A 26,531-nucleotide genomic window follows, 5' to 3' on the forward strand; every position below is an offset into this window, starting at 1 on the left:
TGCTCTCCTAAAGCTCGTACAGCTTTACAGCTTCATTGCCGTCTGTTTCCATGAGCTCAACCTGTATCAGCTCCTGCCTTGATGTGGGTATGTTCTTTCCCACATAGTCGGCCCTTATTGGAAGCTCCCTGTGACCTCTGTCAATGAGAACGGCAAGCTGGATGCTCTGGGGTCTTCCATTCGAGAATACCGCGTCGATGGCGGCCCTTACGGTCCTTCCTGTGAATATCACGTCATCCACCAGTATGACCTTCTTTCCCTTTATCTGCACATCAATTGCAGCATCCTTTATCATAGGCATCTCATAGCTCTGCTCCAGGTCATCCCTGTAGAACGTTATGTCTACGCTTCCCACAGGGACTTCCGTATCCTCGAATGACCTTATGTTCTCTGCTATCCTCTCTGCAAGAGGCATCCCTCTCCTCTTGATTCCGATGAGGACTATGTCGTCAACGCCCTTGTTCTTTTCGACGATCTCGTGGGAAATCCTCGCTATCGCTCTCTTTATGGCCATTTCATCCAAAAGGTTTGATTTGAAATTCACTTCGTGCCCCCCTGCCTTTTTAGGTTTTTAAGGTATTCCCTGAATTCTTCATGGACAGGTCTGAAGAAAATGAGCCTATTGCCTCCCGGCATGTCAAATCCCAGCTTCGCTGCATGGAGCATCTGACCTTTCGTCCTGTCCTTTTTGGTTCCATATACGAAATCACCGACTAAAGGATGCCCGACCGATGCCATATGGACCCTTATCTGGTGCGTCCTGCCGGTTTCAAGGCTAACCCTTAGAAGCGTACAGCCCTTGTACCTCGCTATCACCTTCCAGTGTGTTACTGCCCGCTTCCCATCCTTGTCTATGCCCATCTTCAGCCTGTCCTTCTTTGACCTTGCCATGGGAGCATCTACCGTTCCCTCATCGTCTCTGAAGCTTCCGTGGCAAAGGGCAATATATTCCCTGTCCATCGAATGGTCCTTCAGCTGTTCGGAAAGAAGCTGATGCGCCCTGTCGTTCTTGGCTACAACAAGAAGTCCCGTAGTATCCTTGTCTATCCTGTGCACTATCCCTGGCCTGAGTACGCCATTTATCCCGGAAAGGTCCTTAATATGGAAAAGCAGGGCATTCACCAGAGTATCCGAATAGTTTCCTACGGCAGGATGCACCACCATCCCTTTTGCCTTGTCAACCACAAGCAGGTCCTGGTCCTCATAGACTATATCTATAGGCAGGTCCTTGGGGACCACTTCAAGTGTATCCAGCTCAGGGAGCGATACAAGTATTGTCTCCGTGCCCTTCAGCCTGTATGAAGCCTTCCTGTCCCTGTCGTCCACAGTGATAAGCCCATCATCAAGAAGCTTCTGGACATAGGACCTGGATAGGTCCTTAAGCTCTTCAGTAATGAATATGTCAAGCCTTTTCCCGTTGTCCTCTTCCTTTGCCAGAAACTGAAGCTCTTCCAAATCTAATCAACTTCCTTCAAGATATATATTATGAGCAGCGCAGTTCCGACAGTTATGAACATGTCAGCCACATTGAAAGAGGGAAAATAGTAGCTTGACTTATAGTGCCACTCAATGAAGTCAACTACATACCCCTGCCTTACCCTGTCCACAAGGTTTCCAACTGCACCGGCTACTATCATTGAATTGCTGAGAGTGAACAGGAACGTTCTTTTTTTGGTCCTGATGTAGTTGATTACTATACCCAGAATCACAAGGGTCGTGGCTCCTGCAAGGATATATGCCTTCCCCTGGAATATCCCGAATGCCGCACCTCTGTTCTCCAGATAAGCAAGGTCGAAAAAGCCTTCGATGACAGTTATTCCCGAACTGCCCTTGAGTACGGCGATGGCCCAGGCCTTTGATAACCTATCCAGTACAAGACCGATAATGACTATAAGTAAAGCCATAGATTCCTCCAAAAATTTCTTTTTTGGTGCAACGACAAACAAAGCTTTCTCGCACCGTTGAAAAAAGCTTGCTTAAAGGTTTCTGTGTCGTGCAGGACTTCCTGCAGTCTTCCCTCATAGGTAATATACCATAAGGCAGGTCCCTTAACAAGAAAATAGAGGCTGCGGCAGGTCCGCGCCTCATCTTCATTTCATAGGTTATGATTCCGTGACTTAACCTTCTGCTGCTTCCTCACCGACAGCAATATCCTCCCTTGGAGGTGCAACCTTCAACAGCGGTGTCTTCGGAGTCTTGTCCAGCTCCTCGGTAAGCATGTTGAAGTTATCCATCTGGTCCTCCATGAACTGCCTTACCCGCCTTCTGTAGCTAGCGAACTCCTGCCTGTACTTCTCGTATTCCCTCTTAAGAAGCTCAACATCATCAGCTGCCTTGTCGAGGATCATGTTGGCCCTTTCATTCGCTCCCCTTATGATCGCCTCTGCCTCGATTGTTGCCTGCTGCTTCGTTGAGTCTGCAGTGTTCTGTGCTAGTATCAGTGTGCTTTGGATAGTGTTTTCAATGGATGCATAATGGTTTACCTTCTCATTGAAGCCGTCTATCTTTTCCTTAAGGTTCGCATTCTCCCTGTATAGAGCTTCGAAGTCTTCCACAATCTCATCAAGGAATTCATCAACCTCTTCAGTGCTGTAACCTCTCATGGTCCTCTTGAACTCTTTGTTCGTAATGTCTATCGGTGTTATCTTCATGAACGCCTCCTATACGAATCTGAAATACTTTATCCTGAGGTTCCCTTTCTGGGTCTCCCCGGAAATCAGACCCATCTTGAATTTTCCCTTGCCTCTGATAGTAATGGTATCACCTTCCCTTATCTCGCAGGCCTTCCCCTTCTCCTCAGAATAGTTGAGCAGGACCTGTCCCCTTGAGATGAACTCCAGGGCTTTCGACCTCGAGGTGCCTAGAAGCATGGCAACGACCCCGTCAAGCCTTAAGGAAGCGACTATTCCAGACTTTTCCTCCATCTTTGGCGATATCAGGGAATCAGCTGAAAGAAGTGGTTCCCAGGTTGAACTTATGGCGCACCTGCCTGCAGAAATAAGTCCTTTTGAAAGGAAATCGGCATTATCCCTCAGGACCACAGCATATCCAATGCCATCCTGCACAAAGACATCGCCAATGCGGTCCCTTGAAATGCCAAGAGCCATGATTGCCCCAAGGTAGTCGCGGTGCTCTGGTGGCTTGTCAAATGCAGACGGCTCCATCCTGATAAGAGCCAGGCAATCCCCGACTTCATCAGTCGAGCATATGAGCCTTCTCTCCATGTTTTCTGAAGGATGAAGAACGAAGCTCCTGTAATCCTTCATCCTTATCACCCTGGTCCAGATGTTCGGAGTAAGGAACTCATCAGTGTGGTCGAACCACCCAGCATCCCTCATCCTCTCGAGGAACTCATGGAGCTTGGCAAGCCTGTAGTTGTCCTCATCCGGAAATGCCGCCAGGAAGCTCTGCCTGTCCATCTATCTCCAGTTCAGGAAGCTCTTGGTTGCTGTCTCTGCCTTGATTTCCTTCATCACTTCGATACCGCTGGGTGAAAGCACATATACACCGCTCTCAACTTCCTGGAGGTCACCAGCCATAGCATAGGTAGCTCCTGCCATGAAATCAAGGAGCCTCTGCGCCACCTTTGGTTCAAGGCCTGTAGTATTGACTACGACAATCATCTTGGCCTTAAGGTTGTCGCATATCTGAGGTGCTTCATCGAAGGTTGTAGGCTTGATTATTGTAAGCTTGGTACCTGAGTTCCCATGTATCGGAACAACCTTGTTAACTTGCTGAACCTCTCTCCTCCTGGACAATACCGACACAGGAGCTTCCTCGTATTCATCTTCCTTCTCTGCTTCTTCCTCGAACTCATCATAGATGTCCTCGTCTTCCATACCTATCATTGATTTGATCGATGTCATGAATTTACCCATTCTTATTTCCTCCCCTGTTTTTATCTCGTTCGCCAAAAATTCCTTCACCGACTCTGACCAGTGTGGAGCCCTCCTCCATGGCTGTGACATAATCATTTGTCATACCCATGCTAAGTATCTCCATCCTGAAGTTCTCCGACTCTTTCCTTTTCAAATCATCAAAGGTCTGCTTCATCCTTCTGAAATATTCACGGTTTTCTTCCGTGGTACCTCTGGGGATTATTGCCATAAGTCCTCTTATCCTTATATGTGCCAAACTCCTTGCGAGTTCTGCAAGGTCATCAAGCCCTTCCGGCAGGACGCCTGATTTTGACTCCTCACATCCTATGTTGATCTCTATCAGACAATCCGTCACCATATCCTTTTTCGCGGATTCCTTTTCAATCGCCAAAGCAAGCTCCGGGCGGTCCAGAGAATGTATCAGATATGCCTCGCCAACTACCTTTCTGACCTTGTTGGTCTGCAGCGACCCGATAAGGTGCCACCTCACATCATCCGGTAGCATCGGCTTTTTCTCCAGCATCTCCTGCACCCGGTTTTCGCCGAAATCCCTTATCCCTGTGTCATATGCGGTCTTTGCCTCCTGTGCTGTACGGGTCTTGGATACCGCCACAAGAGTGACACCTTCCCTGAGGCAGGCTCTGACCCTTCCGATATTTTCAATTATGTCCTGTTCCAAGAATCCACCTCCTACCCCTTAGGCTCAGCAAATTTCATATGTAAAGGTACCTTGAAGCCGTCTGTGCCTTCGATGGTTATGCTTTCGCTTTCAGTTACCTCTACCTTTACGCCCCTGTACCCTATCATCCTTACGAACCCGTAATCTGATGCCAGGTATGACCTGAGCTTATCAGTATCTCCGATCACTTCAATAACAAATGGTGCAGGAAGCTTTTCACCGTTGATCGTTATGAATGCCCAGCTGCAGTATACCTCGGAAGTCTCAAGGATCCTCTCTCCATTTATGGCTATGGCCTCCGCGCCGGAATTCCTTAGTTCATTTATTATCTTCAGCATGTCTGTGTTGTGGATGGTCCTGAGATAATTGATGACTTCATTCTTTTCATCCCCTGATGTCATCTCACCATCCTGCATCGTAATTACAATTCCGCTTCCCGTGACCTTCATCGATCCCGCTAATGCCTTATTCCTTATAAGTTCTCTCTCTATCTCAGCTATGGAGATCTCCTCATTCCTCAGTGCTTCCCTGTAGGTGTCAAGCTTTTCCCTGATCTGAACATTTTCCTCTTCAAGCCTTTTCACATCGCTTAGAAGCTTGAGTCTATGGTCATTCTTGTCCTTGAATTCGGCTGTCGTAAGTATGCTGTCCATTGACCCCTGTGAGACCTTGAAAAGCAGCACTGTTATCACTCCGAGAATTACCATTATCATGAATATCATGACCTTGTGTCTAGCCTTCATCTGAATCTTCCTTCTTCGAGAGCTTCTCAAACAGAAGCCTTCTGATCACTGCGAAGTTATTGAAGATCCTGCCTCCGAACACAAGTACCGCAGCAAGGTACATTGGTATCCCAAGCTTGTCTCCGAGATATGTCAGCGCGACTGCTATGAGTGCGTTCCCGAAGAAACCTGATATGAATATGTTGGGTTCGAAGGTCTTCGCAAGGGTTGACTTCACCGCTCCAAACACTGAATCCAGGGCTGCAAGTATCGCCACTGAGAGATATGTGGCGAAAACATCCGGAATGCGTATCTCGAGTATAAATCCCAGTGCAATTCCTACAATAAGTCCAATAAGCGCTATCATTTCGGGTCCTCCGCGGGCTTCGCAAATCTCGTTCCAAATGTCTTTCCGTACTTTGGTATGAACACTTCGTCGGATGGCTCAAACCTGATGTCATAATATACCAGAGCCTGGAAGTCCAGGGCTCCGCTGAACGTAAGTGCGCCCATCAGCTTGTCTTTGTCTCCTATTGCCTTGATCTGTATGGGATCTGACGGGGAAACCTTCTCATCGTTGACAAGTATGAAGCTGTTCCCTGAACTCGTCTTGATCCCGGACTGTGTAGTCAGTCTCTTGTCATTTATGCTGACTGCCTCAGCACCGGCAAACTTCAGCTCATTCACCACATACACCAGTTCCACATCGGTGACGTATTGCGGCACCCCCTGACTCACAATGGGATTCGTCGGTGTCAGAGTGACGGTTACTCCAGGTCCTTCCACATCAACCAGCCCAAGCACTATCCTAGAGATGTCAAGCTGTTCCTTAAGCAGTTTGTTGGATGAGCTCGTTGAAGCCGCCATCTCCTCATATTCCTTAAGTTGCCTTGAAAGCTCTGTATTCTCCCCAAGAAGGGCATCCTTCTCCTTGTTGAGCTGTTCTATGGCTGAAAGCAGGTCAATGCTTCCAAGTGCCTTTTCACTCGATTTCTGGCCGCTCTGGAGCTTGTATTGATATACCAGCAGGAATCCCAGTATGGCACACACGACCGCAATTGCCATTTGGGCTTTGTATTTGTTCATTTTGACTCCTTTATAATTTTCAATCAGCAGGTGCTTCGGTATCTGTCCCCTCCGAATCCACTTCATCTTCAGTATCCTGCAGAGGTTCAATGAACACTACAGGTTTTTCAGGGTACGACAGGTCAATATATCCCTTCTTATCCTGGAGACTTCCGCCTTCAATGATATTGATTGCCTTGTTAAGCTTATCCCTGAGGCTGTCGTCGTAACCAAGAATGATATCAATTTCCTTGTAATGTGTCCTTATCTTCGCCATATCTGTCAGGTCGATTGTTTCAAGCATCGTATCGCTTATGTTCCTCTCCTGCAGGTATCTGAACTCCTTCACGAATATCCCTTTCCTGCTGTCTTCGCTGTAAAGCCTTTCACCAAGGGCTGGAACCTCTGTGGAATCGACAAGGAAGGTCATCCCCTGAGAAGGATTCCCGCCAATTTCGAGGAGCGTGGAGTTCCTTTCAAGAAGGTAGGTGACTCCATCCTTCAGATAGCATATCTCAGCTTTTTTCTCCTGGATCTCTATGTCGATCTTACCCGGCAGTGTCCTTCTTGTTTCAATGCTTGAAAAATAAGGCTGCCTTGACAATATACCCAGAAGCATATCCATGTCAAACAGGAAAATATTCTGCCCCTTCAATGAATCGACTTCTACTGCAAATAGCTCCGAGGAGATCTTGGAGTTTCCGGTTACCTGTACCTCTGTCACGTCAAACATCGGTGAATTGGTAAGGAATGCCGCCGCGCCCGCAAGAAGCAGCATGATGATTATGATCATCCGTCTCCGACGCTTACGCCGCTTGCGTCTATTTATCTTTTCCTGTATTTCTTCAAGTGACATTGGCTCACACCCTTATTGCCTCAAGCGGCTACATCCTGCTTTTCCCGATTTTTCCATGCCTTGAAATGTTGAGTAGTATTCCTGCAGCCGTGAGGTTCAGTATAAGCGAGGTCCCTCCGGCGCTTATGAAAGGGAGCGTAACTCCTGTTACAGGGAAAGCCCCGATCACAACAGCGATATTGATCATCGACTGCAGCGCAAGGACAACTGTTATACCGGAAGCCATAAGGAATCCCAGCCTGTCTTTTGCATTCAGGGCTATCCTGATACCCCTGAATATCAGAAGCGCTATCAGAGCCAGCAGGACCAGCGCCCCTATGAGTCCCAGCTCCTCGGCTACAACTGCGAATATGAAGTCATTATGGGCTTCAGGTATCCAGTACGCCTTGAGCCTTGACATCGAGAGTCCTCTTCCGAAAAGCCCTCCGCTTGCAAGGGCAAACAATGACTGCACCAGCTGATGCCCGTCTCCTGTAGGGTCAGCGAACGGATCAAGGAAGCTTGTGAACCTCCTCATCCTGTAGGGTACTAGAAGCATTCCGGCAGCGAGGCCCCCTATTCCGAGCACCGCAGGGATCATAGCCTTCCACAGGGTGTACCCTGAAACTATTACCATGGTTGCGGCTGTCAGTCCTATGATGGCACCTATGCTCAGGTTGCTCTGTATCGTCACAATAATACCTGAGACGATCCCTGCTGCAAGGAATGCCCTTATTATCTGCTTCCCCGGATGTCTTCTCCTGTCATCTGCATGCTTGAGTAGATTGGCTAGATACAGGACAACAGCATACTTCGCAATTTCTGATGGCTGAAACGAGAAGAAGGGAAGATATATCCACCTCTGGGCATTGTTCCTTGCAGGAAACAGCACTACCAGAAGGCAAAGCACTACAGAAACAAGGAACATGTACCACGTCCTCCTCCTGTTGTACATATGGTAATCCATATTGGACACTAGAAGCATCATCACAATCCCTATGGCAGCGTACAGCCCCTGCTTCATGACATCCGAATACGAGCTGCCTCCATTGACTATGTTGTCATAGCTCGAAGCGCTGTATACCATTAGAAGCCCGAACACCACAAGGGCCGTCACTGCAGCAACCATGTAGAAGTCGGCCTCACAAAGTGAAGCGGCAGTCCTTGAAGCATGCTTTACCTCAGGGCTCCCATTTCTATTCGAGAGTGTGACCTCTTTCCGCATCTTATGTTCCATAGTTCCTCCTATGCCAGGATGTAGGCTGCTACAGCTGCGACGACTGTTATTGCCGTGAATACAGCCACCACTTTTTTCTCTTTCCACCCAAGCTTCTCGAAATGATGGTGCAGGGGCGCCATCCTGAAGAAACGCTTTCCTGTCCTCTTGAAATAAATCACCTGTATCGCAACTGAAAGTGTCTCTACTACATATATTATTCCAACAAGTATCAGGATAAGCTCATGACCTGTGAAAATCGCAAGTATTCCGACCGCACCTCCGAGAGCCAGGGATCCTGTATCTCCCATGAAAACCCTGGCGGGGTATCTGTTGAAGTTCAGGAATCCAAGGAGCCCTCCCGTAAGGCAGGCCCCGAAAAGGATTGCATCATCCATTCCCGTCCTGTAGCCTGTTGCCATGTAGAACAATATAACAACTATTGTCACTGAGCTTGACAATCCATCTATTCCATCAGTAAGGTTGACTGCATTGGTCACTGAAGCGAACAGGAGAACAACAAATGGAATGAAAAACACCCCTATGTCTATTCCAGTTCCTGAAAATGGGATTCGGATATCAGTCCTTCCTCCGGAAAGTCCGTCATATATAAGGGCAACAATTATTCCAGATCCTATGAGAAGGCCCATCTTCTGCTTTGCAGACAATCCGTCTGAAGACTTCTTCTTGATCTTCAGATAATCATCTGCGAAGCCAATGCCTCCGAAAAGAAGCATTGTAATGACTATCAGCATCACGTCGGGATCGAAGGATGATGCAGCCAAAGCTGCTATTGAAGCTGATGCAAGGAACATGATCCCGCCCATTGAAGGTATGCCCTGTTTCACAAGGTGGCTCTCAGGTCCGTCAGACCTGACATTCTGTCCGAATTTCAGTTCTCTAAGCTTCTTTATCAAAAATGGACCGGTAAGCAGCGTGAGTGTAAGGGCTGCCGTAAATCCTAACAGGTATCTAAGCATCATTTTCCTCCAAACTCTTCAAGTACAGGCAGAAACCTCTCGAAGTTCATCCCTCTCGAAGCCTTGAGAAGTATAATGTCTGATTCCTCAAGAAGACCATTCAAGACCGCTCTGGCTCCCTCAAATGTTGCGAAACCATGGAAGCCCTCATCGCCGAATCCCTCCCTGAACTCCTTCTCGTATTCACCTACAGCTATCAGGCTCTTCACACCCTTATCATGGGCATACCTGCCCACTCGCCTGTGTGACTCACCTGACTCCTGGCCCAGTTCCTTCATGGTACCAAGTATAGCCACTTTCCTGCCTTTGAATGATGCTAGGTAGTCGATGCCTGCCTTCATCGAATCAGGACTTGCATTGTAACAGTCATTGATCACTGTCAGTGATCTCAGCCTTACAAGGTCCATCCTCATGGAACTTTTCATGACATCCACAAACCTCAGTTCCTCATCTGTTATGCCAAGTTCCCTGGCAACAATGTAGCAAAGCACAGCATTCTGGATATTGTGCCTTCCGGGTATCCCTACCTCTATGACATCCTTGCCGTTGACTGTGAAGGATACGTGGTCAGGAGCGAGCTCCCTGATTTTGGCCAGGACATCTCCCCTTGATATTCCGCCTCTCACAATTCTATAGGGTTTTTCCTTTACACTTCCCAGGTATTCATCGTCCCCGTTCAGTACCAGAAGCGAATTCTGGGTAAAGAAATCAGTTATCTCCATCTTGGCCTTCAGGATGTTCTCCTGTGATCCAAGGGCTTCCATGTGACTGAGCCCGATATTTGTTATGACTGCAATGTCCGGATTTGCCACACGGGCAAGGTTGTGTATCTCAAGCGGTGCGCTCATGCCCATTTCCAGAATCGCATAGTCATAGGTCTCATCCAGCGAGAATATCATGAGCGGCAGTCCTATCTCATTGTTGAAATTGCCTGTTGTCTTGAATACCTTGTACTTCTTCGAGAGCATTCCATGGAGTATGTCCTTCGTGGATGTCTTTCCGGTGGATCCTGTTATTCCTATCACCTTTACCCTGAGGCTTCTCCTGTAATAGAAGGACAGGTCGAGTATTGCCCTGTAGGTGGAAGAGACCTTTATTACTGCACAGCCTTCAGGTACGGATTCAGGCTCACGTTCGACAACGCAGACAGTCGCACCTTTTGAGAAGGCTTCACCGTAAAGGTCATTGCCATCTACCCTTTCACCCTTGAACCCAATGTAGAGTGTTCCTTCCTGGACCTTCCTTGTATCAATGCATACTCCGCTGAATTCTGCATCCAGGCTGCCATACAGGGTACCCCCCAGCTTGTCTGTAATTTCTCTGACGCTGATGTTCCTCATTATTCCACCTCTGATATATCCTAATATCGATGAATATATCCTTTCCCAATCACGTTTTTTCCACGTAAGATTATACCACAAGAAAACTTTTGCAGACAAATCCCATCAGGTCTTTGGCTGATTTATTACTATAGAAAAAAAGCATGCGATAATCACATGCGATTTTTCAATTGCTTCCTGAAGAAAGGTCCATGTGTTTCATTACCTCAAGAAACACCTTCTTTGCAACCGGTGCAGCCACGGCTCCTCCAGTGACAATCTCCTTTGGAGAATCTACTGCGACATATACGCTTACCCTGGGGTCATCAGCAGGAGCAGCTCCTACGAAGGAGGCTATGAAGTCCTCTTCACTGTACTTTCCTGTAGATGGATCAAGCTTCTCAGCTGTTCCAGTCTTTCCAATCACCCTTACGCCCTCAATCCGGGCATTCTTTCCTGAGCCCTTCTCCACAACCAGCTCCAGCATCTTAATGAGTTCATTGTTCACGTTCTTCTCGATCACCATCTCCCCACGTCCTTCAACGTAAGGAACCGGATCAAGCCTTTCGCCTGCCCCATTCTTTGGTATCGTCTCCCTGACAAGATGCAGAGTCGTATAATATCCGCCGTTTGCGATCGTGTTGAGTGTACCGAGTATCTGTATTGGTGTTGCCGTATCTGTCTGCCCTATGGATATTGTGGCAAGGTCCAGAGGTGTAACATCTTCAGTCTTCTTTATTATTCCCTTGGCTTCACCAGGAAGGTCAATTCCGGTCTTTTCTCCAAGATGGAATTTTGCGATATATTCATTCAGAGTCTCAATGCCTACCCTTTGGGCAATCTCGATTATTCCGGGATTGCATGAGTTCTGGAACACCTCTTCAAGTGTCTGCAGACCGTGTCCCTCATGCTTTGCGCATCTTATCCTGACTCCGTTGACATAGGTATACCCTTTGCAGAAGAACGTGTCATTCAGGGAAACCTTACCTTCTGCAAGCGCCGCAGCCATTGTTATCATCTTAAGTGTGGATCCCGGCTCATATGTATCATTTACCGCCCTGTTCCTTGTGATCTGGTTGAACTCATCAGTGGTCAGGCCCAAGGCAGGGTCTGCAGGGTCAAATTCAGGAAGGTTTACCATTCCCAGTATCTCTCCCGTCTTGGGATCGGATACTATTATGGTAACGGCTTTCGCCTTAGTTGATTCCATCGTCTCAGCTGCAATATTCTCCACGGCATACTGTATCTTCTCATCGATGGTGAGTACAAGGTCACTTCCGCCAACTGCCGGAGTCGCCACCACTTCTGTATACGGTAGGTCCTGTTTCTTTCCGTCAATTTCAGATATCTTTATGCCATCGACACCCCTTAACAGGTCATTGTACAGGTATTCGATCCCCATCGTCCCTTCTCCGTCGTTTCCGACAGTACCTATGACATGTGCAAGGAATGGTCCGTTCGGATAATATCTTATGCTGTCGTAGCCAATTATGAGGAAATTTGTTCCAACCTCATTCATCCATGCCCTGACCGTATCAGCCTGGACCTTTTCCATTTTCCTTTTTACGAGTGAGCTGTTTGATGTCTTGTTCATGATTGCAAGGATATCTTCAACAGGCTCCCCAACAAGGGCCGCAAGCGGCACTGCATAATATTCAGCAGACCTTCCCTTGGCCTCAAGGGTCCTCCTGAAGGTCTTGAGGTCGATATCCAGCCTGTATGCGTCTGCAGAGGCTGCAATTACGCTGCCATTCCTGTCGAGCAGGTTGCCCCTTGATGCGGGTATTGTAACTTCCCTTACTATCTGCCCCATTGCCTTCTCGTATATTTCATCCCTGGATATTGCCATTACATATACAAGTCTCCCTGCAAGAAGGATGAATAGGACTGCTGACAGGCCAGCCAGAATTGTCAGTCTTCTTTTGCTGTTCATGGTCCACCTCGGCTATCAGGCTCTGGGATCAAGAAAAGCCATTATTTTCTCTAAAAATCCCGGTTCAGGCATCACTGTCTCATCTGGAAGAAAATTATCGTGTGACAGGTCCACGACCAGCGCCTTCGAAGTATCCTCTGAAACAAGCTCAAGGCTTGCTGAGCCTGTTACGATCCCATCAATGGCGGAAGCCTTCAGTAGTTCAGCCTTCAAAGCCTCGTTCTGCTTCTGTACCTGCCTGGTTTCATTCTGCATTCTGACATATTCCATCTGCAGATTATAGACCATGGCGCTTCTGAATATGGTTATGAATGACAATATCCCAATTATTGCTATGGTGGCAAGGATTCCCCTCTTCACCCTGTTTGCTCTTATTGCATTCCTTCTGTTGAAGTCACGCCTTGATTTCTCGAGCTTCTGGAGGTCCTTGTCGATCCTCCCTGGCTCTGCCTGTACCTTTGGCTTTAAAACAGTATTCCCCGAAATGTATGACCTGTTTTTAAGTGCCATGATTACACCCTCCAATATACCAAAAAAAGTAAAATCAGATTTTCTCTATTACCCTGAGCTTCGCGCTCCTTGACCTGGGGTTCATCTCTATCTCTTGCGTCCCCGGTTCAATAGGCTTCCTTGTGATTATGATTACCTTAGGTGTCCGCCCGCAGATGCAAGGCATGTTCCTCGGACATGTGCAGGGCTCCAGCAGCTCCTTGAAGGCATGTTTGACTATCCTGTCCTCCAGTGAATGGAAGGTAATTATTGCCATCCTGCCGCCACTCTTCAATGATGCGGCACCATCAAATATGGTCTGCCTAAGTATGGAAAGCTCTCTGTTAACCTCTATCCTTATAGCCTGGAATGTCCTTTTTGCCGGATGGGGACCCTCTCTCCTGGCCTTTGCAGGTATGGCAGCCTTTATGATGTCAACCAGCTCAAGTGTGGTTTCTATCTTCTTCGCTTCTCTGGCCTTCACAATGAAGGATGCTACCCTTTTCGCGAACTTCTCTTCACCGTAATCCCTTATTATCCTGTATATCTCCTCTTCCCTGTATGTGTTGACAACCTCGTACGCTGAGAGCACCTCATCCCTGTTCATTCTCATGTCAAGCGGTGCATCCTGCATGTAGGAGAATCCTCTCTCGCTGTTGTCAAGCTGATATGATGAAACCCCCAGGTCCATCAGTATCCCATCTACTCCGCCAGAAGCATTTTCAATGAGAATTTCCTTGATGTTCTCAAAGTTGCTGTGGACCAGGGAAATGTTTCCAAAACCTTCAAGTTTCTTTTTGGCATTGTTCAGAGCATCAATATCCTGGTCAATTCCGATTAATCTACCCTTGTCGAGCCTCTTCAGTATTTCCATGCTATGACCAGCACCACCAAGGGTGCAGTCAACATAAGTCCCGTCCGGCTTTATGGCAAGCGCCTCCAGACATTCCTCCAGCAGGACCGATACATGCTTGAACTCCATATTCCCACCTATATTCCAAGATCTTCCATACCTGAGGCAACCTCATCCATGTCGATCTCCCTTTCACAGTATTCCTTCCACTTCTTGCTGGACCATACCTCTACCCTTGAGTCCATTCCGATACTGACAACTTCATCCTCGATCTCAGCGTATTCCATTAGGGGCTGAGGGATAAGTATCCTTCCCATCTTGTCAGGGACCACTTCATTGGCGCCTGAAAAGAAGAATCTTGCGAATGTCCTTGAGTTCTTGTTTGTAAGCGGCAGATTCTTGAGTTTGGTCTCGAACACCTTCCATTCGTCCTTCGGATAGATGTACAGGCATCCGTCAAGACCTTTTGAAATCACGAACGAATCGCCGAGATCCTCGCGGAACCTGGACGGAACTATTATTCTGTTCTTATTGTCCACTCCGTGGGTATGTTCGCCGATCAGCATCGTAAATTCACCACTTTTCACCACTTTTTACCACTTATATGTATATTCTACATAAAAAAAGAAAACCCTTCAATGTTTTGAAGGGTTTCGTATACAAAGTTCACAATTAATTAAGTTATATCATCATTTAATAACAACAAATGCCCGATTTTCTACACCAAACACTCTTTTGAACATGTTTTCAACATCACTTTGATTTATTGAGCGAAGAGTCAGGATATATTCATGCAGATTCTTACCCCTGAGGATGTTCCCTGTCGCTGTAATCCCTATGCTGTCAACACTGTTGAAGATGTTCATGAACTGCCCTGTCATGGATTTCTTGATGAGCTCGATTTCCAATGACCTGCTTTTGAAGAATTCAGGATCTTGCTTCACCCTGCCGATATATTCCAGAATTGCATCCCTGTCCTTTTCGGGATTCTTAGACTCCCCTCCAATGAACATTTCACCATGGTCCTTCTCAAGGTTGAATTCAGCGCTGAAGCTGTCATTGATTATACCGTCTGCAAGATGCTCCTCATAGAATGTTGAGCTTTTTCCGAACACAAGCTTTGCCATAAGTGAACCTGCGATGGTATCCTTCATGAGGTCACCGCTTCCAGGCGGGACTTTCCAGGCCAGGATATAGTTTGGAACCTGAAGGGACATGGATACATAAGCTTCACTCTTTTTGCTTTCATATGGCTCAGTCCAGGATTTCTTCGTAACCCTTACCAGCTTCCTGTCTCCAAGGTTATCATCAACCACAGACAGTACCCGTTCTTCATCAAGGTCACCAACCACTACAAGCACCATGTTCGATGGGTCATAGAACGCATCGTAGCACTCCTGAAGGTCGCTTGGAACAAGAGAGTAAATTGATTCCTTAGTGCCGGCAATATCCTCCCTTACAGGATGGTTATGGTACAAGGCCTTCATGGCTTCAAGATACCCCCTGAAAGCCGGATTGTCATCATACATGGCTATTTCTTCGGCGATTATCCCCTTTTCCTTTTCTACATTCTCCTCGGTAAGGTGAGGAGTCATCACCATCTTCACAAGAAGCTCAAGGTTCTCATAGAAGTTGTCAGTAGTTGAAAAATAATATGAGGTCTGCCTGTTGTTTGTGAATGCATTTACAGATGCCCCAAGCTCAGTGAACCTGTTGAATATGTTTTCTCCGTCAGGCATCTCAAAGACCTTATGCTCAAGAAAATGAGCTATCCCCTCAGGATATCTCCTGAAGGTCTCTCCTCCGTCCACGGAGAACTCAACATCCTTTGATCCGAAATCCGAGGTCAGCATGGCATAGGATTTTGCAAATCCCTTTTTGGGTATGTAGTACACCTTAAGGTTCCTGATTTCGGTGTATAGTATCCTCTCATCTATCAGATCAAGATCTATCGTCTGAAACATTGTTCTCTACCTCCTTGACCAGGTAATGGCTGGTTATGAACTCAAGCCTGCCAGCAGCTGCCATTATCCTTTCCCTGTCGACTTCCTCTATACCTTTTATGACATCATCGACCGTATAACCGATTCCGTAGACCCTAAGGCTTGAAACATACTCCATTGTACTATACATGGAGTCCTCCATGGCCACAAGGGTCGCCTTGAGCCTGGTCTTGCTCATGGTGATCTCTTCATCGGTAAAATCACCTTTCTTCATCTTTTCAAGTTCAAGCTCAATAAGCTCCCTCGCCCTGTCAAAGTTCTTGAAATCGACCCCGCTTGATATTGTCATGACTCCCTTGAACTTGTCAAAGGTAGAATATACATAATAACAGAGGCTATGCTTCTCCCTTACCTCATTGAACAGCTTCGAATGGGCACCGCCGCCGAAAATGGAATTCATCACAGCAAGGGAAAAATAATCCCCTTTGAAGATATCAGTGTTGGTAGAGTACAGCAGCGACATCTTTCCCTGGCTGATCCTCATCGGTTCTTCAGCCTTCGGCAGGTCCCTCACGAATACAGGCGCTACATGGTCATGAAGCCCTCTCCCGGCCTTCAGCCCTCCATTTGCCTCGTCAAATATTCCACTGAGCAGTTCAGATATCCTTCCTTCATCCTCAATGTTCCCAGCAGCCTGTATGTATGCTTCCCTGGACCTGAGGTCCTTCCAGAGGTCCATCAGCACATCACCGTTAAGTGACTGAAGCTCATCCATTGTTCCGAATTCAGGCTTCGCATATGAATCCATGAGACCCTGTTCTATGACCTTTATCATATTGTAGTGGCCCTTGTCGTCATATTGTGATTCAATGTACAGCTTCTGGTCCTCGATCTCCTGCGTGACTATTTCGCTCTGGAAACCTCCCTCAACAAGCCTGGGACGGTAGATGACCTCCTTTATAAGCTCCACAGCCTTTTCCCAAAGGTCCTCACCATATAGGGTGAACCTGTTGTCAAGAAATGATATGTAGAACGTCAGGAACAGCTTGTCCCCTCTCTTCCCGATTATGATATCAAAGAAACTCCCATACATATCCTGAAGATATCTCGTTATTTCTGATGATGTGGCAAATCTTTCAGTTCCTCTCTTCAATACCTGTGAGAGAACGTTGAATCCTGTGACATTTTCTCCCATGCTGACAGGGATTATTACACTTATTGCATTATTCTTGAATTTTCTCGATTTGTAGAATACTATCCTATTGTTGGAATCCGGCATTTTCATGCCTCCTTTCTTCTAATCAACTGGGCTTTGACATGCTCTAACTTTCAATGTAGAATAACATTGCTGAGGGAGCGGATGGATACTGGCGTATTCTGTGGTCTTCAAAACCATTTCGGGGTGTTTGAACCATCCTGGGTAGGTTCGATTCCTACACGCTCCCGCCATTTAATTGTACACTATTTAACTTCATGCAACAAGCATGGAGTTTTTTTATCGTATATGAAATGCTGTTACCTTCCCGTATTTTTTAGCTGAAGGGGATTCATTATAATTCTGTTAAGGGATCATAAATGAAAACCATAAAAGACGAGGTGAAGAGCTTGAAATTACATTGCACAAGGAGCATGGTCCTTAAGATGCTCACCGTTCCATTGACTTTAGTCATCGCTTCTGGTCTCACTGCATGCACCAAGGCTTCACCCACAGCTGCATCAGATGACCTGATGGATGGTATTTCAAAATCAGCTGCCGCGTCCAAAACTCCTGATGAAGTTTTCAAAGCCAGCTACTCAGATTTCTCAATTGAACTTTTCAGGGAGCTGGTATCCGGCAAGGAAAACACGCTTGTTTCTCCCCTTTCGGTTCTTATGGCACTTTCCATGACCGCAAACGGGGCAGCCGGCGATACCCTTGATGAGATGGAGAAGCTTCTGGGACACGGGATTCCTCTCTCCGACCTGAATGCTTATCTTCATTCCTATTCAGACGGGCTGCCGGACGATAAGAAGTCCAGGCTCAGGATAGCCAATTCCATATGGTTCAGGGACGATGAAGGAAGGCTTACCGTAGAGAAGGGCTTCCTTCAGACGAATGCCGACTACTATAAAGCCGCAGCATACAAATCGAAATTCGACGATGCAACGCTTGAAGACATAAACAGCTGGGTAGGAAAGAACACCGATGGAATGCTCGACAGTATCCTTGATTCAATACATCCAGATGCGGTAATGTACCTCATCAATGCCATCGTATTCGATGCAGAATGGGAAAAGGTGTACAGTAAGGAACACCTGAAAGGCGGCAGCTTCAAATCCGCTTCCGGAACGACTGAAGACGTAGAGTTCATGAACTCCGAGGAAGGTCTGTACCTTGAGGACAGCATGTCAACAGGCTTTATCAAACCCTATTCGAAAGGACTGTACAGCTTCGCGGCCATTCTTCCAAATGACGGAACCTCATTGGACGAGTATGTGGGAGCCATGACGGGAACCGGGTTCCTTGACCTGATCCAGGGTGCTGAAAGCACACTTGTGACAGCAGCTCTCCCAAAATTCAGCTACAGCTATAAAATCAGCATGAACGACTCATTGAAGAGGCTTGGAATGCCTACAGCATTCTCATCGGAAAACGCTGATTTCTCAAGGCTTGGAAAATCCTCCAGAGGCAACCTGTTCATCGGCGACGTCCTTCACAAGACCTTCATCAGCGTTGACGAGCTTGGAACAAAAGCCGGCGCTGTCACAAAGGTCGAAATAAGGGAAGAGTCATACATCGAAACTAAGGTCGTCATACTCGACAGACCGTTCATCTACGCGATAATCGACAACTCCACAGGCTTGCCGATCTTCATCGGAACTGTAAACAGCGTAAAATAGTGCACAACACAAAGTCTCGCAAAGGAGTCACACTTCGCGAGACTTTGTGTTTTAACTGCATTCCCAGGGATCAGATACTTTCATTAAGCATCTAATTCCCTTCTTATGAGCGTCTCCCTGAGCAGGTAGACCTCATCTGAGATCTTCTTTGCAAAATCCAGGTCATGGGTTATGACTATGATCCCCATTCCTTTCTCCTTAAGCTTCAACATGACGTTGCCTACGCTTTCACTCAGGTCCTCGTCAAGTGCGGAGGTCGGCTCATCAAAGAAAAGAAAATCCGGAGCCAGAGCCATCGCTCTCGCAATAGCCACCCTCTGCCTTTGTCCGCCGCTAAGCATGTGTTCGTAGAAATCAGCCTTGTCCTGAAGGCCAAGGTCTTCAAGCAGCCCTCTGGCGATCGTCTCGGCTTCCTGCTTGCTGACCCCCTTCACCCTTATGAGCGGAAAGGTTATGTTCTCAAGTGCGCTCATGTGGGGAAAAAGATTGAACGACTGGAACACTAGTCCTATCGAAAGCCTTTTCTCCTCAAGCGGCATATCGTCGATTGTTATTGTCCCGCTATCCTGTTTTTCAAGAAGCGTAAGACACCTTAACAAAGTAGTCTTGCCAACCCCTGAAGGTCCAGTAATGGAATATATCCTGCCTTTTTCAAACTCGGCGCTTATGCCACTGAATACTTGCTTTCCACCAAAGCTTTTTGACAGGTCAGTTATCTTGAGCATTTCATGTCCTCCTAGGTCTACCTGTAATACGAAAGCCTTGTCTCAGCCTTCTTGAGCAACATGGTGAGTATACCGATGACTATAAGATAGAGCACTCCAGCCAGGCCGAGGGGTATAAGTGTCACGTCCCTTACAGCTGCTATCTTGGCGGCTCTAAGTACATCGCCCATGCCGACAACATATACAAGGGAAGTGTCCTTGACAAGTGTCATCAGTTCGTTTGCAGTTGGAGGTATTACCCTCTTCACGACCTGCGGGAGCACGACCTTCAGGAATATCTCATGCTCCTTGAGTCCAAGCACCCTTCCAGCCTCATACTGACCCTGGGGAATGGATTCAATTCCTGCCCTGAATATCTCAGCGAAATATGCCGCATAGTTTAGTATGAAGGCAAGCAGTGATGCCGGTAGCCTGTCCAGGGTAATCCCTACGAGAGGCAGTCCAAGATATATGAATATGAGCTGAAGGAGAAGCGGCGTGCCTCTCATGATGAGTATATAGGTCTGTACTGCCCTGCTTAACGCCTTGTTCCCTCTAAGCCTTGCAAGTGCCAGGACAAATCCCAGCGGAATGCTTACTATTGCAGTAATGGCGAAGACTATGAGAGTAGTGCCAAGCCCCTTGAGCATGTATGGCAGGATCAAAAGTATATATTCCATGTGTTTTCCTTTCGGCCTTTAAAAGACTACTTGACTATGTTCTCTCCGAACCATTTGATTGATATCGCAGCTGCGGTTCCGTCCTTCTTCATGTCATCCATTGCCTTATTGAGTTCGGCAAGAAGCGATACGTCAGACTTTCTCACACCGATGCCGTATTCCTCATCACCGAAGTTGTCATCAAGGAACGCATATTTCTCAGTGCCCCTCTGCGCAGTGTAGTATCTTGCAAGGATGAGGTCTGCGACTATTGCATCTACCCTTCCGGCCTCAAGGTCCCTGAACGCATCATCGTATGTGTCGAAAAGGACAGGCTCGCCATCCTTGAAGCCCTTCATGGTCTCAGCATCTGCTGATATAGCTTCGTATGCGCTTGACGCTGTCTGCGTTGCTACTGCCTTTCCCGCAAGGTCAGCCTTGCTCTTGATTTCAGAATCCGCCATTGTAACTATGGCCTGACTGTTGTCAAGGTATGGTGTAGTGAAGTTTACCTTCTCTTTCCTGCTGTCTGTTATAGTGTATCCATTCCAGATGAGGTCGATGTTCTTTGAATCAAGCTCAGTTTCCTTAAGCGTCCAGTCTATTGGCTGGAACTTGACCTTAAGCCCCATACGCTTTGCCGCCTCTGCAGCAAGTTCCACATCAAAGCCAGTGAAGTTTCCTGCTGCATCCCTGAATCCCATGGGAACGAATGTATCATCAAGTCCAACTATGATTTCGCCCCTTGCCTTGATGTCTGCAGTATTGTCCTTAGGTACAGGTGGAGTGGTTGGTGTCTGTTCCTTAGCTCCGCATGCATATGCAGAGAGCATCAGACCCGCCATTGCCACCATCATGATTTTGTTCATCATTTTCATCTTCTTTTCCTCCATTATACTTATTATTTCTTGATATGCCGACTAAAAAAAACCGTCCTTGATGCTGCAGCATCAAGGACGGGATATTACTTCCGTGGTTCCACCTTGTTTCACCGACGCCTCACGGCGACGGCCTCTTCGAGTACTCAAATACTCTAGCACGATAACGGGTGCAGGGATTACCGGGGGCCCCTACTTCAATTTCAGGATCCCGACTCATGGATGTGTTCTCCGCATCCCTTTTCTGCCCCTCTCACCTGCCGGGAACTCTCTGAAGATGGATGCATGCGGATAATATTTCCAATCAATGTCGTTCAATATGATAAATTGAATTTTATCCTCCCGGTGGATTTTTGTCAACTGTATTTTTTACACTCCCCAGGCTTTTTGTCCGTTAACTCTCCCTGGATCTGCCATTTCAGTTGTTGATCAAGATATTCAGGCTAATGAAGGCTTCCAGAATTAAGCTGCTCTTCTATTATCTTTCGAAGGTTTTGAGGTTTTCCATAACAAAATCAGCAAAGGTCTTTGGTTGCCTGCCGGTAAGCCTGAAGAAATCATCAGTCACAGCTTCAGCCGTACCCATTCTGGTCATAAGATAGAGAGCTGCTGTCACATTTGCAAATTTCCTTTCCAGCCCCCTCTCATTGATGCAGTAGTTCCTGTATTTCAGGATTCCCGGTTTACCGTATGTGATTTTTCTCCCTGTCAAATCACTGAGGACTTTTGCTGCCTGGTAATAGTCCATTGCTTCAGGCCCGGTTATTGTATAGGCAGAATTCATGTGCCTCTCAGGCTCATGCAGGACTGCAGCTGCGGCAAGGCCGACGTCTGAACCATCTATGAGGCTTGTTCTGCTTTCCCCTGCGGGAATGAAGATCGTATCCCTCTCCCTGATCTCTTTCAAATGCAGTCCTGTGATGTTCTGCATGAAAAATCCCGGCCTGATATGTACGAATGGGATCCCTGAAGCTTCGATGCGTTTTTCAATCCTATGGTGGGGAGGTATGGGATTCTTCTCGATCCCCATGAGGGAAAGAAATGAAACAAGCCTTATTGAATGTTCCTTCAAAGAATCGATGAACGGATAGATGTCCTCAGGCTTCCCAAGATGAGGAGGTCTCATCAGAAAGACCCTGTCAATATCTCTCAGCGCATTTGAATATGTTTCCGGTCTCATGAAGTCAAACTGAGCAACACTAACACCACCATCAAACATTTTCCCAAGCTTTTCCACATCAGTACCAGCAGCTACAACCTCTTCCCCCAGCCTTGAAAGCTCATTTACTACATGTCTGCCAACATTTCCTGACGAACCTGTGACAAGTATCTTCATCTTGCATCTCCCAATATCACATTTGCGATTTGTATGAGTTCGATAAGCTCATTGAACTTCTCATCACCCATACCAGATTTAAGCAATTCCATCGATTTCACGTACTCGGAAAAAGTGGACTCGACCAGCTCACTCCCCTTTTCAGTGACTTTCAATGAGTAGCTTCTCCTGTCAGTCTCCGATGATTCTTTCTTCAGATAGCCATTTTTTACAAGGGAATTTACCATTGAGGTCACTGACGGCTTGGCAATTCTGAAGAAACGGCTGATCATAAGCGGTGTGACCGGTCCATACTGTTTACAAGCATAGACCAGGACCCCCATCTCACTTGGTCTTATCGGAATATCCGATTTCGTGTTCATACGCAGGCGGCAAAACAATCCTACTGCATCTGCGCTCTTGGCAATATCCAGTCTTCTCATCCCCTTAATATAGTTAGTTTAACTAACTATATTCTATTTGTCAGGCTTCTTAATGTCAATACCCTTGAATGTCAACTATAGAAACCGAAAAAACTCCGTGGCTCCGGCTGGTCATCAATGCCTCATACTTCTGAAATGTGGAAAAATCCCTTAAGCACCTGAGTAACTGATCCGTCACTCAAGAACTTAAGGGATTTTCGGAAATGCTGCCTGTAATATTTACGAGTCCTTGATTCGAAGCCCTAATCCGTTAATTCAGGCTCATGTCATCGACTGAGTTGAGATACTCTTCAATACCTGGAAGCACCTCAGGAATCGTCTCCTTCTCAAAAGGCGACTTGAGTCCTGCAACCTTCACAAGCTCAAGGAACGGCATGCTGCCTCCCTTGTCACAGAGCCTGAGATAGTCCTTCCACGCTGCTTCCCTGTCCTCCTTTGCCCTGTTGAAGAACTGGAATGCGCAAACCTGGGCCAGAGTATAGTCAATATAATAGAAGGGAGACACGAATATGTGAAGCTGCTTGAAGAAGAAACCACCTCTATTGTACAGGTCGTTGTCCTCATAATCCCTCACAGGGAGATATTTCTTCTCAATCTCTCTCCACTTTGACTTCCTCTCTTCCGGAGTGGCACCAGGATTCTCATATACGAAGTGCTGGAATTCATCTACGGATACTCCATAAGGGAGGAACAGCAAAGCGTCCTGCAGATGGTTGAACTTGTACTTTCCGGTATCCTCCTTGAAGAAAAGGTCCATCCATGGCCATGTCAGAAACTCCATCGACATCGAATGTATCTCGCACGCCTCTGAAGTCGGGAATCCATATTCGGGAACCTCGTAACCCCTTGACCTGAATACCTGGAATGCATGTCCTGCTTCATGCGTCATCACGTCAATGTCACCAGATGTGCCGTTGAAGTTTGAGAATATGAACGGGGACTTGTATTCGGAAATATACGTGCAATACCCTCCTGCCTGCTTCCCTTTCTTCGTGACAAGGTCCAGAAGCTCATTTCCAGTCATGAATGTGAAGAACTCGTCTGTTTCAGGGGAAAGCTCTGAATACATCCTCTTGGCGTTATCAACTATCCACTCCGGGCTTCCCTTAGGTGTTGCATTCCCGGATGTGAACTGAACAGGTTCGTCATAGTATTTCAGTGAATCAAGCGAAAGCCTTCTTGCCTGCCTTTCCTTAAGTTTTACAGACAGCGGGACTATATTCTCAAATACGGCATCCCTGTATACCCTTACCATTTCAGGGCCGTATTCGGTTCTGAGCATCCTTGCATATCCTACAGGTACGAAATTATCAAATCCCAGCTTCTTTGCTATTGTATCCCTCGTCTTTACAAGTTCATCATAGATCCTGTCGAATTCAGCCTCATGTTCAGCGAAGAATCCGCTGTATGCCTCGTAGGCCTCCTTCCTGGTTGCCCTGTCGGGGTCTTCCATGAATGGAACGAGACCTGACAGGTTCCTTTCCTCACCCCTGAACATAATGGCTGCCGAAGCTACAAGCTTGGAATATTCAGTGCACAACCTGTTTTCATGCTGAAGCTCCTCGATGATCTCAGGCCTGAAGGTCTTTATGGAGAGCTCTGCAAGGTCGAGCAGATGCTTTCCGTACTTTGCCTCGATATCCATCCTGTAAGGACTGGAGATCAGGACCTTATAGAAGTCTGTGACAAGCTCCTGGTAATGCGGCATCATTTCGTCCATGTATGCCTGTTCCCTGTCATAGAACTCATCCCTGGTGTCGATGCTCTGCCTTATCGATGCCAGAGTGAACATTGTCTCAACATGGTTCCTCAGGGCGATGTACTCATCCATAGCCTTGACGAAGCCAATTCCATCTGCAGCCCCATCCATGGCCGCCAGTATCCTTTTGGCATTTCCCTGGACCTCATTGATTTCCGGCCTCGTGTATACATATTCGCTAAACTTCATTTTGTCCTCCTAAAAACTATGAATTTCTATCTCCTCGGAAATAAGCTCAGCTACTCCGTTAAGATCGATAAAATCCGCTATCCTGCCCATTTCTCTCATTGCCGTCTCCTTGCTTCCGGACACGACAGCAACACCGATGACGATATCCTTGTGTGAATCCATGAGATCTGCTTCGCAGGTAGATGCGTTGAACCTTGAAGACACCCTGCTCTTCAGACCTGAAACGATGCTCCTCTTTTCCTTCAGGCTGTTCACATGGTCAGCACGAAGGGTAAACCTTCCAATCGCAGTATGGATCATGTCAGAAGCACCGCCCTGACCGGAGCTCCGTCGCCATCCCTTATCCTCAAAGGAAGCGCAGCGAATCCGTAAGTACCGTCAGGGACATTTGACAAGTCAAGGTTCTCCAGCATTATTGCCCCTGTTCCGAGCAATATCCTGTGGACACTGTATTCAGAATCCCCTTCCGGCTCCGGGGAATTCTCTCCGGTACCAAATACATCCACGCCTGACCTGAGAAGCTCAACAGCCCTCTTCTGGTCAAGGTCCCCCTTTTTTGAGAGCAGTATCCTTGTTCCGTCAGGGATCGCATCTCTGAAGCTCCCGGTCACATAGGCATGCCCCAATAGCCTTGAAAGGTCAAGTTCAGACATGGTGCTGCCATCAGAATGGAAATGACTGGGTGCATCCATATGCGTTCCGGCATGCGTGGACATCCTTATCTCCCTAAGTGAATAGCCATCCGCCTCCACTGTCTTTTCCACACTTACGCTGACCTCAGGGTCACCTTCAAAGACCTCCATTCCAGAATATATCTCCCTTGTGATGTCTATTACCAATATCCCACCTCCCTGTAAACCGGAGCCCTCTCACTCAGGTAGCTTCGTTCCCTGATGAAGTAACTTACAAACCAGATAATGAATACAAAATCAAGGATGATGACCGCAATCCCCAGCCCTGCCTCAGTCAGACCAGGATCGTTGAAGTCAAGGAATGGAATGTATGCCATTGAAAAAGAAACCAGATTGTTGAAAACATGCGCCTTTATGCTTGTCCTTATGTCACCGGTGCGGTGATATATGAATCCAAGGACAAATCCCATTATTGCAGCAGGAAAGAATGTGGCAAAATGGAGTATCCCGAAAAATGACCCTGATATGATAAGTGAAGCTGTAACACCGAGTTTCCTGTTGAGCATGTTGAACAGCACCCCTCGGAATACAAGCTCCTCGATTACCGGCGCTAATATGACTATTACTATGAATGAAACCAAAAAACCCAGAGGATCAGTGATGTCACCCATGTTGGACGCAAGGTTCGGACTGTTTATGAAGGCCTCGTACAACTCTGGGCTCAATGCCGAAATCAGGTTGACATATATCACCGAAGTGACGCTCATTATGAAGAATGGCGCGGCAGTAAGCATGAAGCTTCCGCTATCCTCATTGGGTCGCCTTAGTATCGCATATCTGTCCTCATGGGTATTGGGGGCGATAAACAGGACTAGGTAAAGCAAAATATATGTGACAATATCCATAAGTACCAGATACGGAGAATCCTCGAAAACACCGTAGGCAATAACTGCAATTATTGACATGAGGATGAAAAAGCCTAATGTTGTCAGTGTGAATTTCAGGAAGCTGTTGCGCGGAAAGTAATCATTCAAAATATCACCTCGTTCTATCTGATTATACCACATGCACTCTCAGGCAATAACATACATATTGGTAAATCGGGCAGGACCCCGCTTATTAGTTAGGCGGGGTCCCCCCACACCACCGTACGTACCGTT

The 26,531-nt window shown here is 47.1% G+C and carries 30 protein-coding genes, 1 tRNA gene and 1 other annotated feature; of the genes, 2 read left to right on the top strand and 29 right to left on the bottom strand.

Features of this window, described 5'->3' with window-relative positions; genetic code table 11:
• Nucleotides 1-7 precede the first annotated feature (7 nt).
• The 20 genes from pyrR to yfmF form a co-directional block, all read right to left on the bottom strand.
• Complete coding sequence (gene pyrR, locus T472_RS03440) at nucleotides 8-544, bottom strand: bifunctional pyr operon transcriptional regulator/uracil phosphoribosyltransferase PyrR (protein ID WP_023388036.1); 537 nt, start codon at nucleotides 542-544, stop codon at nucleotides 8-10.
• Nucleotides 541-1,455: an RluA family pseudouridine synthase gene (locus tag T472_RS03445; protein ID WP_023388037.1), complete on the bottom strand. Its 915-nt coding sequence runs from the start codon at nucleotides 1,453-1,455 to the stop codon at nucleotides 541-543. The genes pyrR and T472_RS03445 overlap by 4 nt, the downstream gene beginning before the upstream one ends.
• A gap of 2 nt (nucleotides 1,456-1,457) precedes the next feature.
• Nucleotides 1,458-1,904 (bottom strand): signal peptidase II, encoded by a 447-nt coding sequence (gene lspA, locus T472_RS03450; RefSeq protein ID WP_023388038.1) that lies wholly within the window; start codon nucleotides 1,902-1,904, stop codon nucleotides 1,458-1,460.
• Nucleotides 1,905-2,117: 213 nt separating this feature from the next.
• Entirely contained in the window at nucleotides 2,118-2,651 is a 534-nt protein-coding gene (locus T472_RS03455; protein ID WP_023388039.1) for a DivIVA domain-containing protein, read from the bottom strand.
• Between the two features lie 9 nt (nucleotides 2,652-2,660).
• A complete protein-coding gene (locus tag T472_RS03460; protein ID WP_023388040.1) occupies nucleotides 2,661-3,419 on the bottom strand; it encodes a YlmH/Sll1252 family protein in 759 nt (252 codons plus the stop codon).
• On the bottom strand, nucleotides 3,420-3,878 hold the full coding sequence (locus T472_RS03465; RefSeq protein ID WP_023388041.1) for a cell division protein SepF: 459 nt from the start codon (nucleotides 3,876-3,878) through the stop codon (nucleotides 3,420-3,422).
• Nucleotides 3,871-4,557: a YggS family pyridoxal phosphate-dependent enzyme gene (locus T472_RS03470; protein WP_023388042.1), complete on the bottom strand. Its 687-nt coding sequence runs from the start codon at nucleotides 4,555-4,557 to the stop codon at nucleotides 3,871-3,873. The genes T472_RS03465 and T472_RS03470 overlap by 8 nt, the downstream gene beginning before the upstream one ends.
• 11 nt (nucleotides 4,558-4,568) lie before the next feature.
• On the bottom strand, nucleotides 4,569-5,300 hold the full coding sequence (locus T472_RS03475) for a DUF881 domain-containing protein (protein WP_023388043.1): 732 nt from the start codon (nucleotides 5,298-5,300) through the stop codon (nucleotides 4,569-4,571).
• A complete protein-coding gene (locus tag T472_RS03480) occupies nucleotides 5,290-5,646 on the bottom strand; it encodes a small basic family protein (RefSeq protein WP_023388044.1) in 357 nt (118 codons plus the stop codon). Before T472_RS03480 ends, T472_RS03475 begins: the two co-directional genes overlap by 11 nt.
• Complete coding sequence (locus tag T472_RS03485; RefSeq protein WP_023388045.1) at nucleotides 5,643-6,365, bottom strand: DUF881 domain-containing protein; 723 nt, start codon at nucleotides 6,363-6,365, stop codon at nucleotides 5,643-5,645. The genes T472_RS03480 and T472_RS03485 overlap by 4 nt, the downstream gene beginning before the upstream one ends.
• Before the next feature lie 19 nt (nucleotides 6,366-6,384).
• A complete protein-coding gene (locus T472_RS03490) occupies nucleotides 6,385-7,200 on the bottom strand; it encodes a cell division protein FtsQ/DivIB (protein ID WP_152975112.1) in 816 nt (271 codons plus the stop codon).
• A gap of 28 nt (nucleotides 7,201-7,228) precedes the next feature.
• A complete protein-coding gene (gene ftsW, locus T472_RS03495) occupies nucleotides 7,229-8,416 on the bottom strand; it encodes a putative lipid II flippase FtsW (protein ID WP_023388047.1) in 1,188 nt (395 codons plus the stop codon).
• Between the two features lie 8 nt (nucleotides 8,417-8,424).
• Complete coding sequence (gene mraY / locus T472_RS03500; RefSeq protein ID WP_023388048.1) at nucleotides 8,425-9,375, bottom strand: phospho-N-acetylmuramoyl-pentapeptide-transferase; 951 nt, start codon at nucleotides 9,373-9,375, stop codon at nucleotides 8,425-8,427.
• A complete protein-coding gene (locus T472_RS03505; RefSeq protein WP_023388049.1) occupies nucleotides 9,375-10,715 on the bottom strand; it encodes a UDP-N-acetylmuramoyl-tripeptide--D-alanyl-D-alanine ligase in 1,341 nt (446 codons plus the stop codon). The genes mraY and T472_RS03505 overlap by 1 nt, the downstream gene beginning before the upstream one ends.
• A 166-nt stretch (nucleotides 10,716-10,881) precedes the next feature.
• The gene (locus T472_RS03510) at nucleotides 10,882-12,627 is read right to left on the bottom strand and encodes a peptidoglycan D,D-transpeptidase FtsI family protein (protein WP_052011738.1); all 1,746 of its coding nucleotides are present in this window, start codon (nucleotides 12,625-12,627) and stop codon (nucleotides 10,882-10,884) included.
• A gap of 15 nt (nucleotides 12,628-12,642) precedes the next feature.
• A complete protein-coding gene (locus T472_RS03515; protein WP_040906533.1) occupies nucleotides 12,643-13,137 on the bottom strand; it encodes a hypothetical protein in 495 nt (164 codons plus the stop codon).
• A 34-nt stretch (nucleotides 13,138-13,171) separates the two neighbouring features.
• Nucleotides 13,172-14,098, bottom strand: a complete 927-nt coding sequence (rsmH, locus tag T472_RS03520; protein WP_023388050.1) for a 16S rRNA (cytosine(1402)-N(4))-methyltransferase RsmH — start codon at nucleotides 14,096-14,098, stop codon at nucleotides 13,172-13,174.
• A gap of 8 nt (nucleotides 14,099-14,106) precedes the next feature.
• Nucleotides 14,107-14,535, bottom strand: a complete 429-nt coding sequence (mraZ, locus tag T472_RS03525) for a division/cell wall cluster transcriptional repressor MraZ (protein ID WP_023388051.1) — start codon at nucleotides 14,533-14,535, stop codon at nucleotides 14,107-14,109.
• A 123-nt stretch (nucleotides 14,536-14,658) separates the two neighbouring features.
• Entirely contained in the window at nucleotides 14,659-15,933 is a 1,275-nt protein-coding gene (gene yfmH / locus T472_RS03530) for an EF-P 5-aminopentanol modification-associated protein YfmH (RefSeq protein WP_023388052.1), read from the bottom strand.
• Nucleotides 15,911-17,191, bottom strand: coding sequence for an EF-P 5-aminopentanol modification-associated protein YfmF (yfmF, locus tag T472_RS03535; protein WP_023388053.1), 1,281 nt, complete (start codon nucleotides 17,189-17,191; stop codon nucleotides 15,911-15,913). Before yfmF ends, yfmH begins: the two co-directional genes overlap by 23 nt.
• Nucleotides 17,192-17,264: 73 nt before the next feature.
• Between yfmF and T472_RS19495 the strand changes: the two genes are divergently transcribed.
• Nucleotides 17,265-17,361 (top strand) — tRNA-Sec (locus T472_RS19495).
• Nucleotides 17,362-17,487: 126 nt separating this feature from the next.
• Nucleotides 17,488-18,792 (top strand): serpin family protein, encoded by a 1,305-nt coding sequence (locus tag T472_RS03540; RefSeq protein ID WP_023388054.1) that lies wholly within the window; start codon nucleotides 17,488-17,490, stop codon nucleotides 18,790-18,792.
• Between the two features lie 83 nt (nucleotides 18,793-18,875).
• Here the strand turns inward: T472_RS03540 and T472_RS03545 are convergent, their stop codons facing one another.
• From T472_RS03545 to T472_RS03585, 9 genes are all read right to left on the bottom strand, one after another.
• Nucleotides 18,876-19,517 carry an amino acid ABC transporter ATP-binding protein gene (locus T472_RS03545; protein ID WP_023388055.1) on the bottom strand — a complete coding sequence of 214 codons (642 nt, stop codon included), beginning with the start codon at nucleotides 19,515-19,517 and terminating at the stop codon, nucleotides 18,876-18,878.
• A 17-nt stretch (nucleotides 19,518-19,534) separates the two neighbouring features.
• Complete coding sequence (locus T472_RS03550) at nucleotides 19,535-20,176, bottom strand: amino acid ABC transporter permease (RefSeq protein ID WP_023388056.1); 642 nt, start codon at nucleotides 20,174-20,176, stop codon at nucleotides 19,535-19,537.
• Between the two features lie 26 nt (nucleotides 20,177-20,202).
• The gene (locus tag T472_RS03555) at nucleotides 20,203-21,033 is read right to left on the bottom strand and encodes an amino acid ABC transporter substrate-binding protein (RefSeq protein WP_023388057.1); all 831 of its coding nucleotides are present in this window, start codon (nucleotides 21,031-21,033) and stop codon (nucleotides 20,203-20,205) included.
• A gap of 71 nt (nucleotides 21,034-21,104) precedes the next feature.
• Nucleotides 21,105-21,350 (bottom strand) — a binding site (T-box leader).
• Nucleotides 21,351-21,511: 161 nt separating this feature from the next.
• Complete coding sequence (locus T472_RS03560; RefSeq protein WP_023386621.1) at nucleotides 21,512-22,369, bottom strand: SDR family oxidoreductase; 858 nt, start codon at nucleotides 22,367-22,369, stop codon at nucleotides 21,512-21,514.
• Entirely contained in the window at nucleotides 22,366-22,731 is a 366-nt protein-coding gene (locus T472_RS03565) for a MarR family winged helix-turn-helix transcriptional regulator (RefSeq protein WP_207643940.1), read from the bottom strand. The genes T472_RS03560 and T472_RS03565 overlap by 4 nt, the downstream gene beginning before the upstream one ends.
• Before the next feature lie 310 nt (nucleotides 22,732-23,041).
• On the bottom strand, nucleotides 23,042-24,739 hold the full coding sequence (locus T472_RS03570; RefSeq protein WP_023386626.1) for a M3 family oligoendopeptidase: 1,698 nt from the start codon (nucleotides 24,737-24,739) through the stop codon (nucleotides 23,042-23,044).
• A 9-nt stretch (nucleotides 24,740-24,748) separates the two neighbouring features.
• Nucleotides 24,749-25,039 carry a DUF503 domain-containing protein gene (locus T472_RS03575; RefSeq protein WP_023386628.1) on the bottom strand — a complete coding sequence of 97 codons (291 nt, stop codon included), beginning with the start codon at nucleotides 25,037-25,039 and terminating at the stop codon, nucleotides 24,749-24,751.
• Complete coding sequence (locus T472_RS03580; RefSeq protein ID WP_023386630.1) at nucleotides 25,036-25,578, bottom strand: cyclase family protein; 543 nt, start codon at nucleotides 25,576-25,578, stop codon at nucleotides 25,036-25,038. Before T472_RS03580 ends, T472_RS03575 begins: the two co-directional genes overlap by 4 nt.
• Nucleotides 25,572-26,405: a CPBP family intramembrane glutamic endopeptidase gene (locus T472_RS03585; protein WP_023386633.1), complete on the bottom strand. Its 834-nt coding sequence runs from the start codon at nucleotides 26,403-26,405 to the stop codon at nucleotides 25,572-25,574. Before T472_RS03585 ends, T472_RS03580 begins: the two co-directional genes overlap by 7 nt.
• Between the last annotated feature and the right edge of the window lie 126 nt (nucleotides 26,406-26,531).

It is taken from the genome of Youngiibacter fragilis 232.1 (assembly GCF_000495435.3).
In the GTDB taxonomy this organism is placed as follows: Bacteria; Bacillota; Clostridia; order Clostridiales; family Clostridiaceae; genus Youngiibacter; species Youngiibacter fragilis.

What these genes read in the sequence shown, in the direction of transcription:
- rsmH (WP_023388050.1), bottom strand. Translation starts at nt 14,098, where the DNA reads ATGGAGTTCAAGCATGTATCGGTCCTGCTGGAGGAATGTCTGGAGGCG.
- ftsW (WP_023388047.1), bottom strand. Translation starts at nt 8,416, where the DNA reads ATGGAACATAAGATGCGGAAAGAGGTCACACTCTCGAATAGAAATGGG.
- T472_RS03510 (WP_052011738.1), bottom strand. Translation starts at nt 12,627, where the DNA reads ATGAACAGCAAAAGAAGACTGACAATTCTGGCTGGCCTGTCAGCAGTC.
- T472_RS03460 (WP_023388040.1), bottom strand. Translation starts at nt 3,419, where the DNA reads ATGGACAGGCAGAGCTTCCTGGCGGCATTTCCGGATGAGGACAACTAC.
- T472_RS03570 (WP_023386626.1), bottom strand. Translation starts at nt 24,739, where the DNA reads ATGAAGTTTAGCGAATATGTATACACGAGGCCGGAAATCAATGAGGTC.
- T472_RS03515 (WP_040906533.1), bottom strand. Translation starts at nt 13,137, where the DNA reads ATGGCACTTAAAAACAGGTCATACATTTCGGGGAATACTGTTTTAAAG.
- T472_RS03505 (WP_023388049.1), bottom strand. Translation starts at nt 10,715, where the DNA reads ATGAGGAACATCAGCGTCAGAGAAATTACAGACAAGCTGGGGGGTACC.
- T472_RS03575 (WP_023386628.1), bottom strand. Translation starts at nt 25,039, where the DNA reads ATGATCCATACTGCGATTGGAAGGTTTACCCTTCGTGCTGACCATGTG.
- T472_RS03480 (WP_023388044.1), bottom strand. Translation starts at nt 5,646, where the DNA reads ATGATAGCGCTTATTGGACTTATTGTAGGAATTGCACTGGGATTTATA.
- T472_RS03555 (WP_023388057.1), bottom strand. Translation starts at nt 21,033, where the DNA reads ATGAAAATGATGAACAAAATCATGATGGTGGCAATGGCGGGTCTGATG.
- T472_RS03475 (WP_023388043.1), bottom strand. Translation starts at nt 5,300, where the DNA reads ATGAAGGCTAGACACAAGGTCATGATATTCATGATAATGGTAATTCTC.
- T472_RS03560 (WP_023386621.1), bottom strand. Translation starts at nt 22,369, where the DNA reads ATGAAGATACTTGTCACAGGTTCGTCAGGAAATGTTGGCAGACATGTA.
- T472_RS03565 (WP_207643940.1), bottom strand. Translation starts at nt 22,731, where the DNA reads ATGAACACGAAATCGGATATTCCGATAAGACCAAGTGAGATGGGGGTC.
- T472_RS03455 (WP_023388039.1), bottom strand. Translation starts at nt 2,651, where the DNA reads ATGAAGATAACACCGATAGACATTACGAACAAAGAGTTCAAGAGGACC.
- yfmH (WP_023388052.1), bottom strand. Translation starts at nt 15,933, where the DNA reads ATGTTTCAGACGATAGATCTTGATCTGATAGATGAGAGGATACTATAC.
- T472_RS03485 (WP_023388045.1), bottom strand. Translation starts at nt 6,365, where the DNA reads ATGAACAAATACAAAGCCCAAATGGCAATTGCGGTCGTGTGTGCCATA.
- T472_RS03550 (WP_023388056.1), bottom strand. Translation starts at nt 20,176, where the DNA reads ATGGAATATATACTTTTGATCCTGCCATACATGCTCAAGGGGCTTGGC.
- mraY (WP_023388048.1), bottom strand. Translation starts at nt 9,375, where the DNA reads ATGCTTAGATACCTGTTAGGATTTACGGCAGCCCTTACACTCACGCTG.
- mraZ (WP_023388051.1), bottom strand. Translation starts at nt 14,535, where the DNA reads ATGCTGATCGGCGAACATACCCACGGAGTGGACAATAAGAACAGAATA.
- T472_RS03490 (WP_152975112.1), bottom strand. Translation starts at nt 7,200, where the DNA reads ATGTCACTTGAAGAAATACAGGAAAAGATAAATAGACGCAAGCGGCGT.
- T472_RS03540 (WP_023388054.1), top strand. Translation starts at nt 17,488, where the DNA reads ATGAAAACCATAAAAGACGAGGTGAAGAGCTTGAAATTACATTGCACA.
- lspA (WP_023388038.1), bottom strand. Translation starts at nt 1,904, where the DNA reads ATGGCTTTACTTATAGTCATTATCGGTCTTGTACTGGATAGGTTATCA.
- yfmF (WP_023388053.1), bottom strand. Translation starts at nt 17,191, where the DNA reads ATGCCGGATTCCAACAATAGGATAGTATTCTACAAATCGAGAAAATTC.
- T472_RS03545 (WP_023388055.1), bottom strand. Translation starts at nt 19,517, where the DNA reads ATGCTCAAGATAACTGACCTGTCAAAAAGCTTTGGTGGAAAGCAAGTA.
- T472_RS03465 (WP_023388041.1), bottom strand. Translation starts at nt 3,878, where the DNA reads ATGGGTAAATTCATGACATCGATCAAATCAATGATAGGTATGGAAGAC.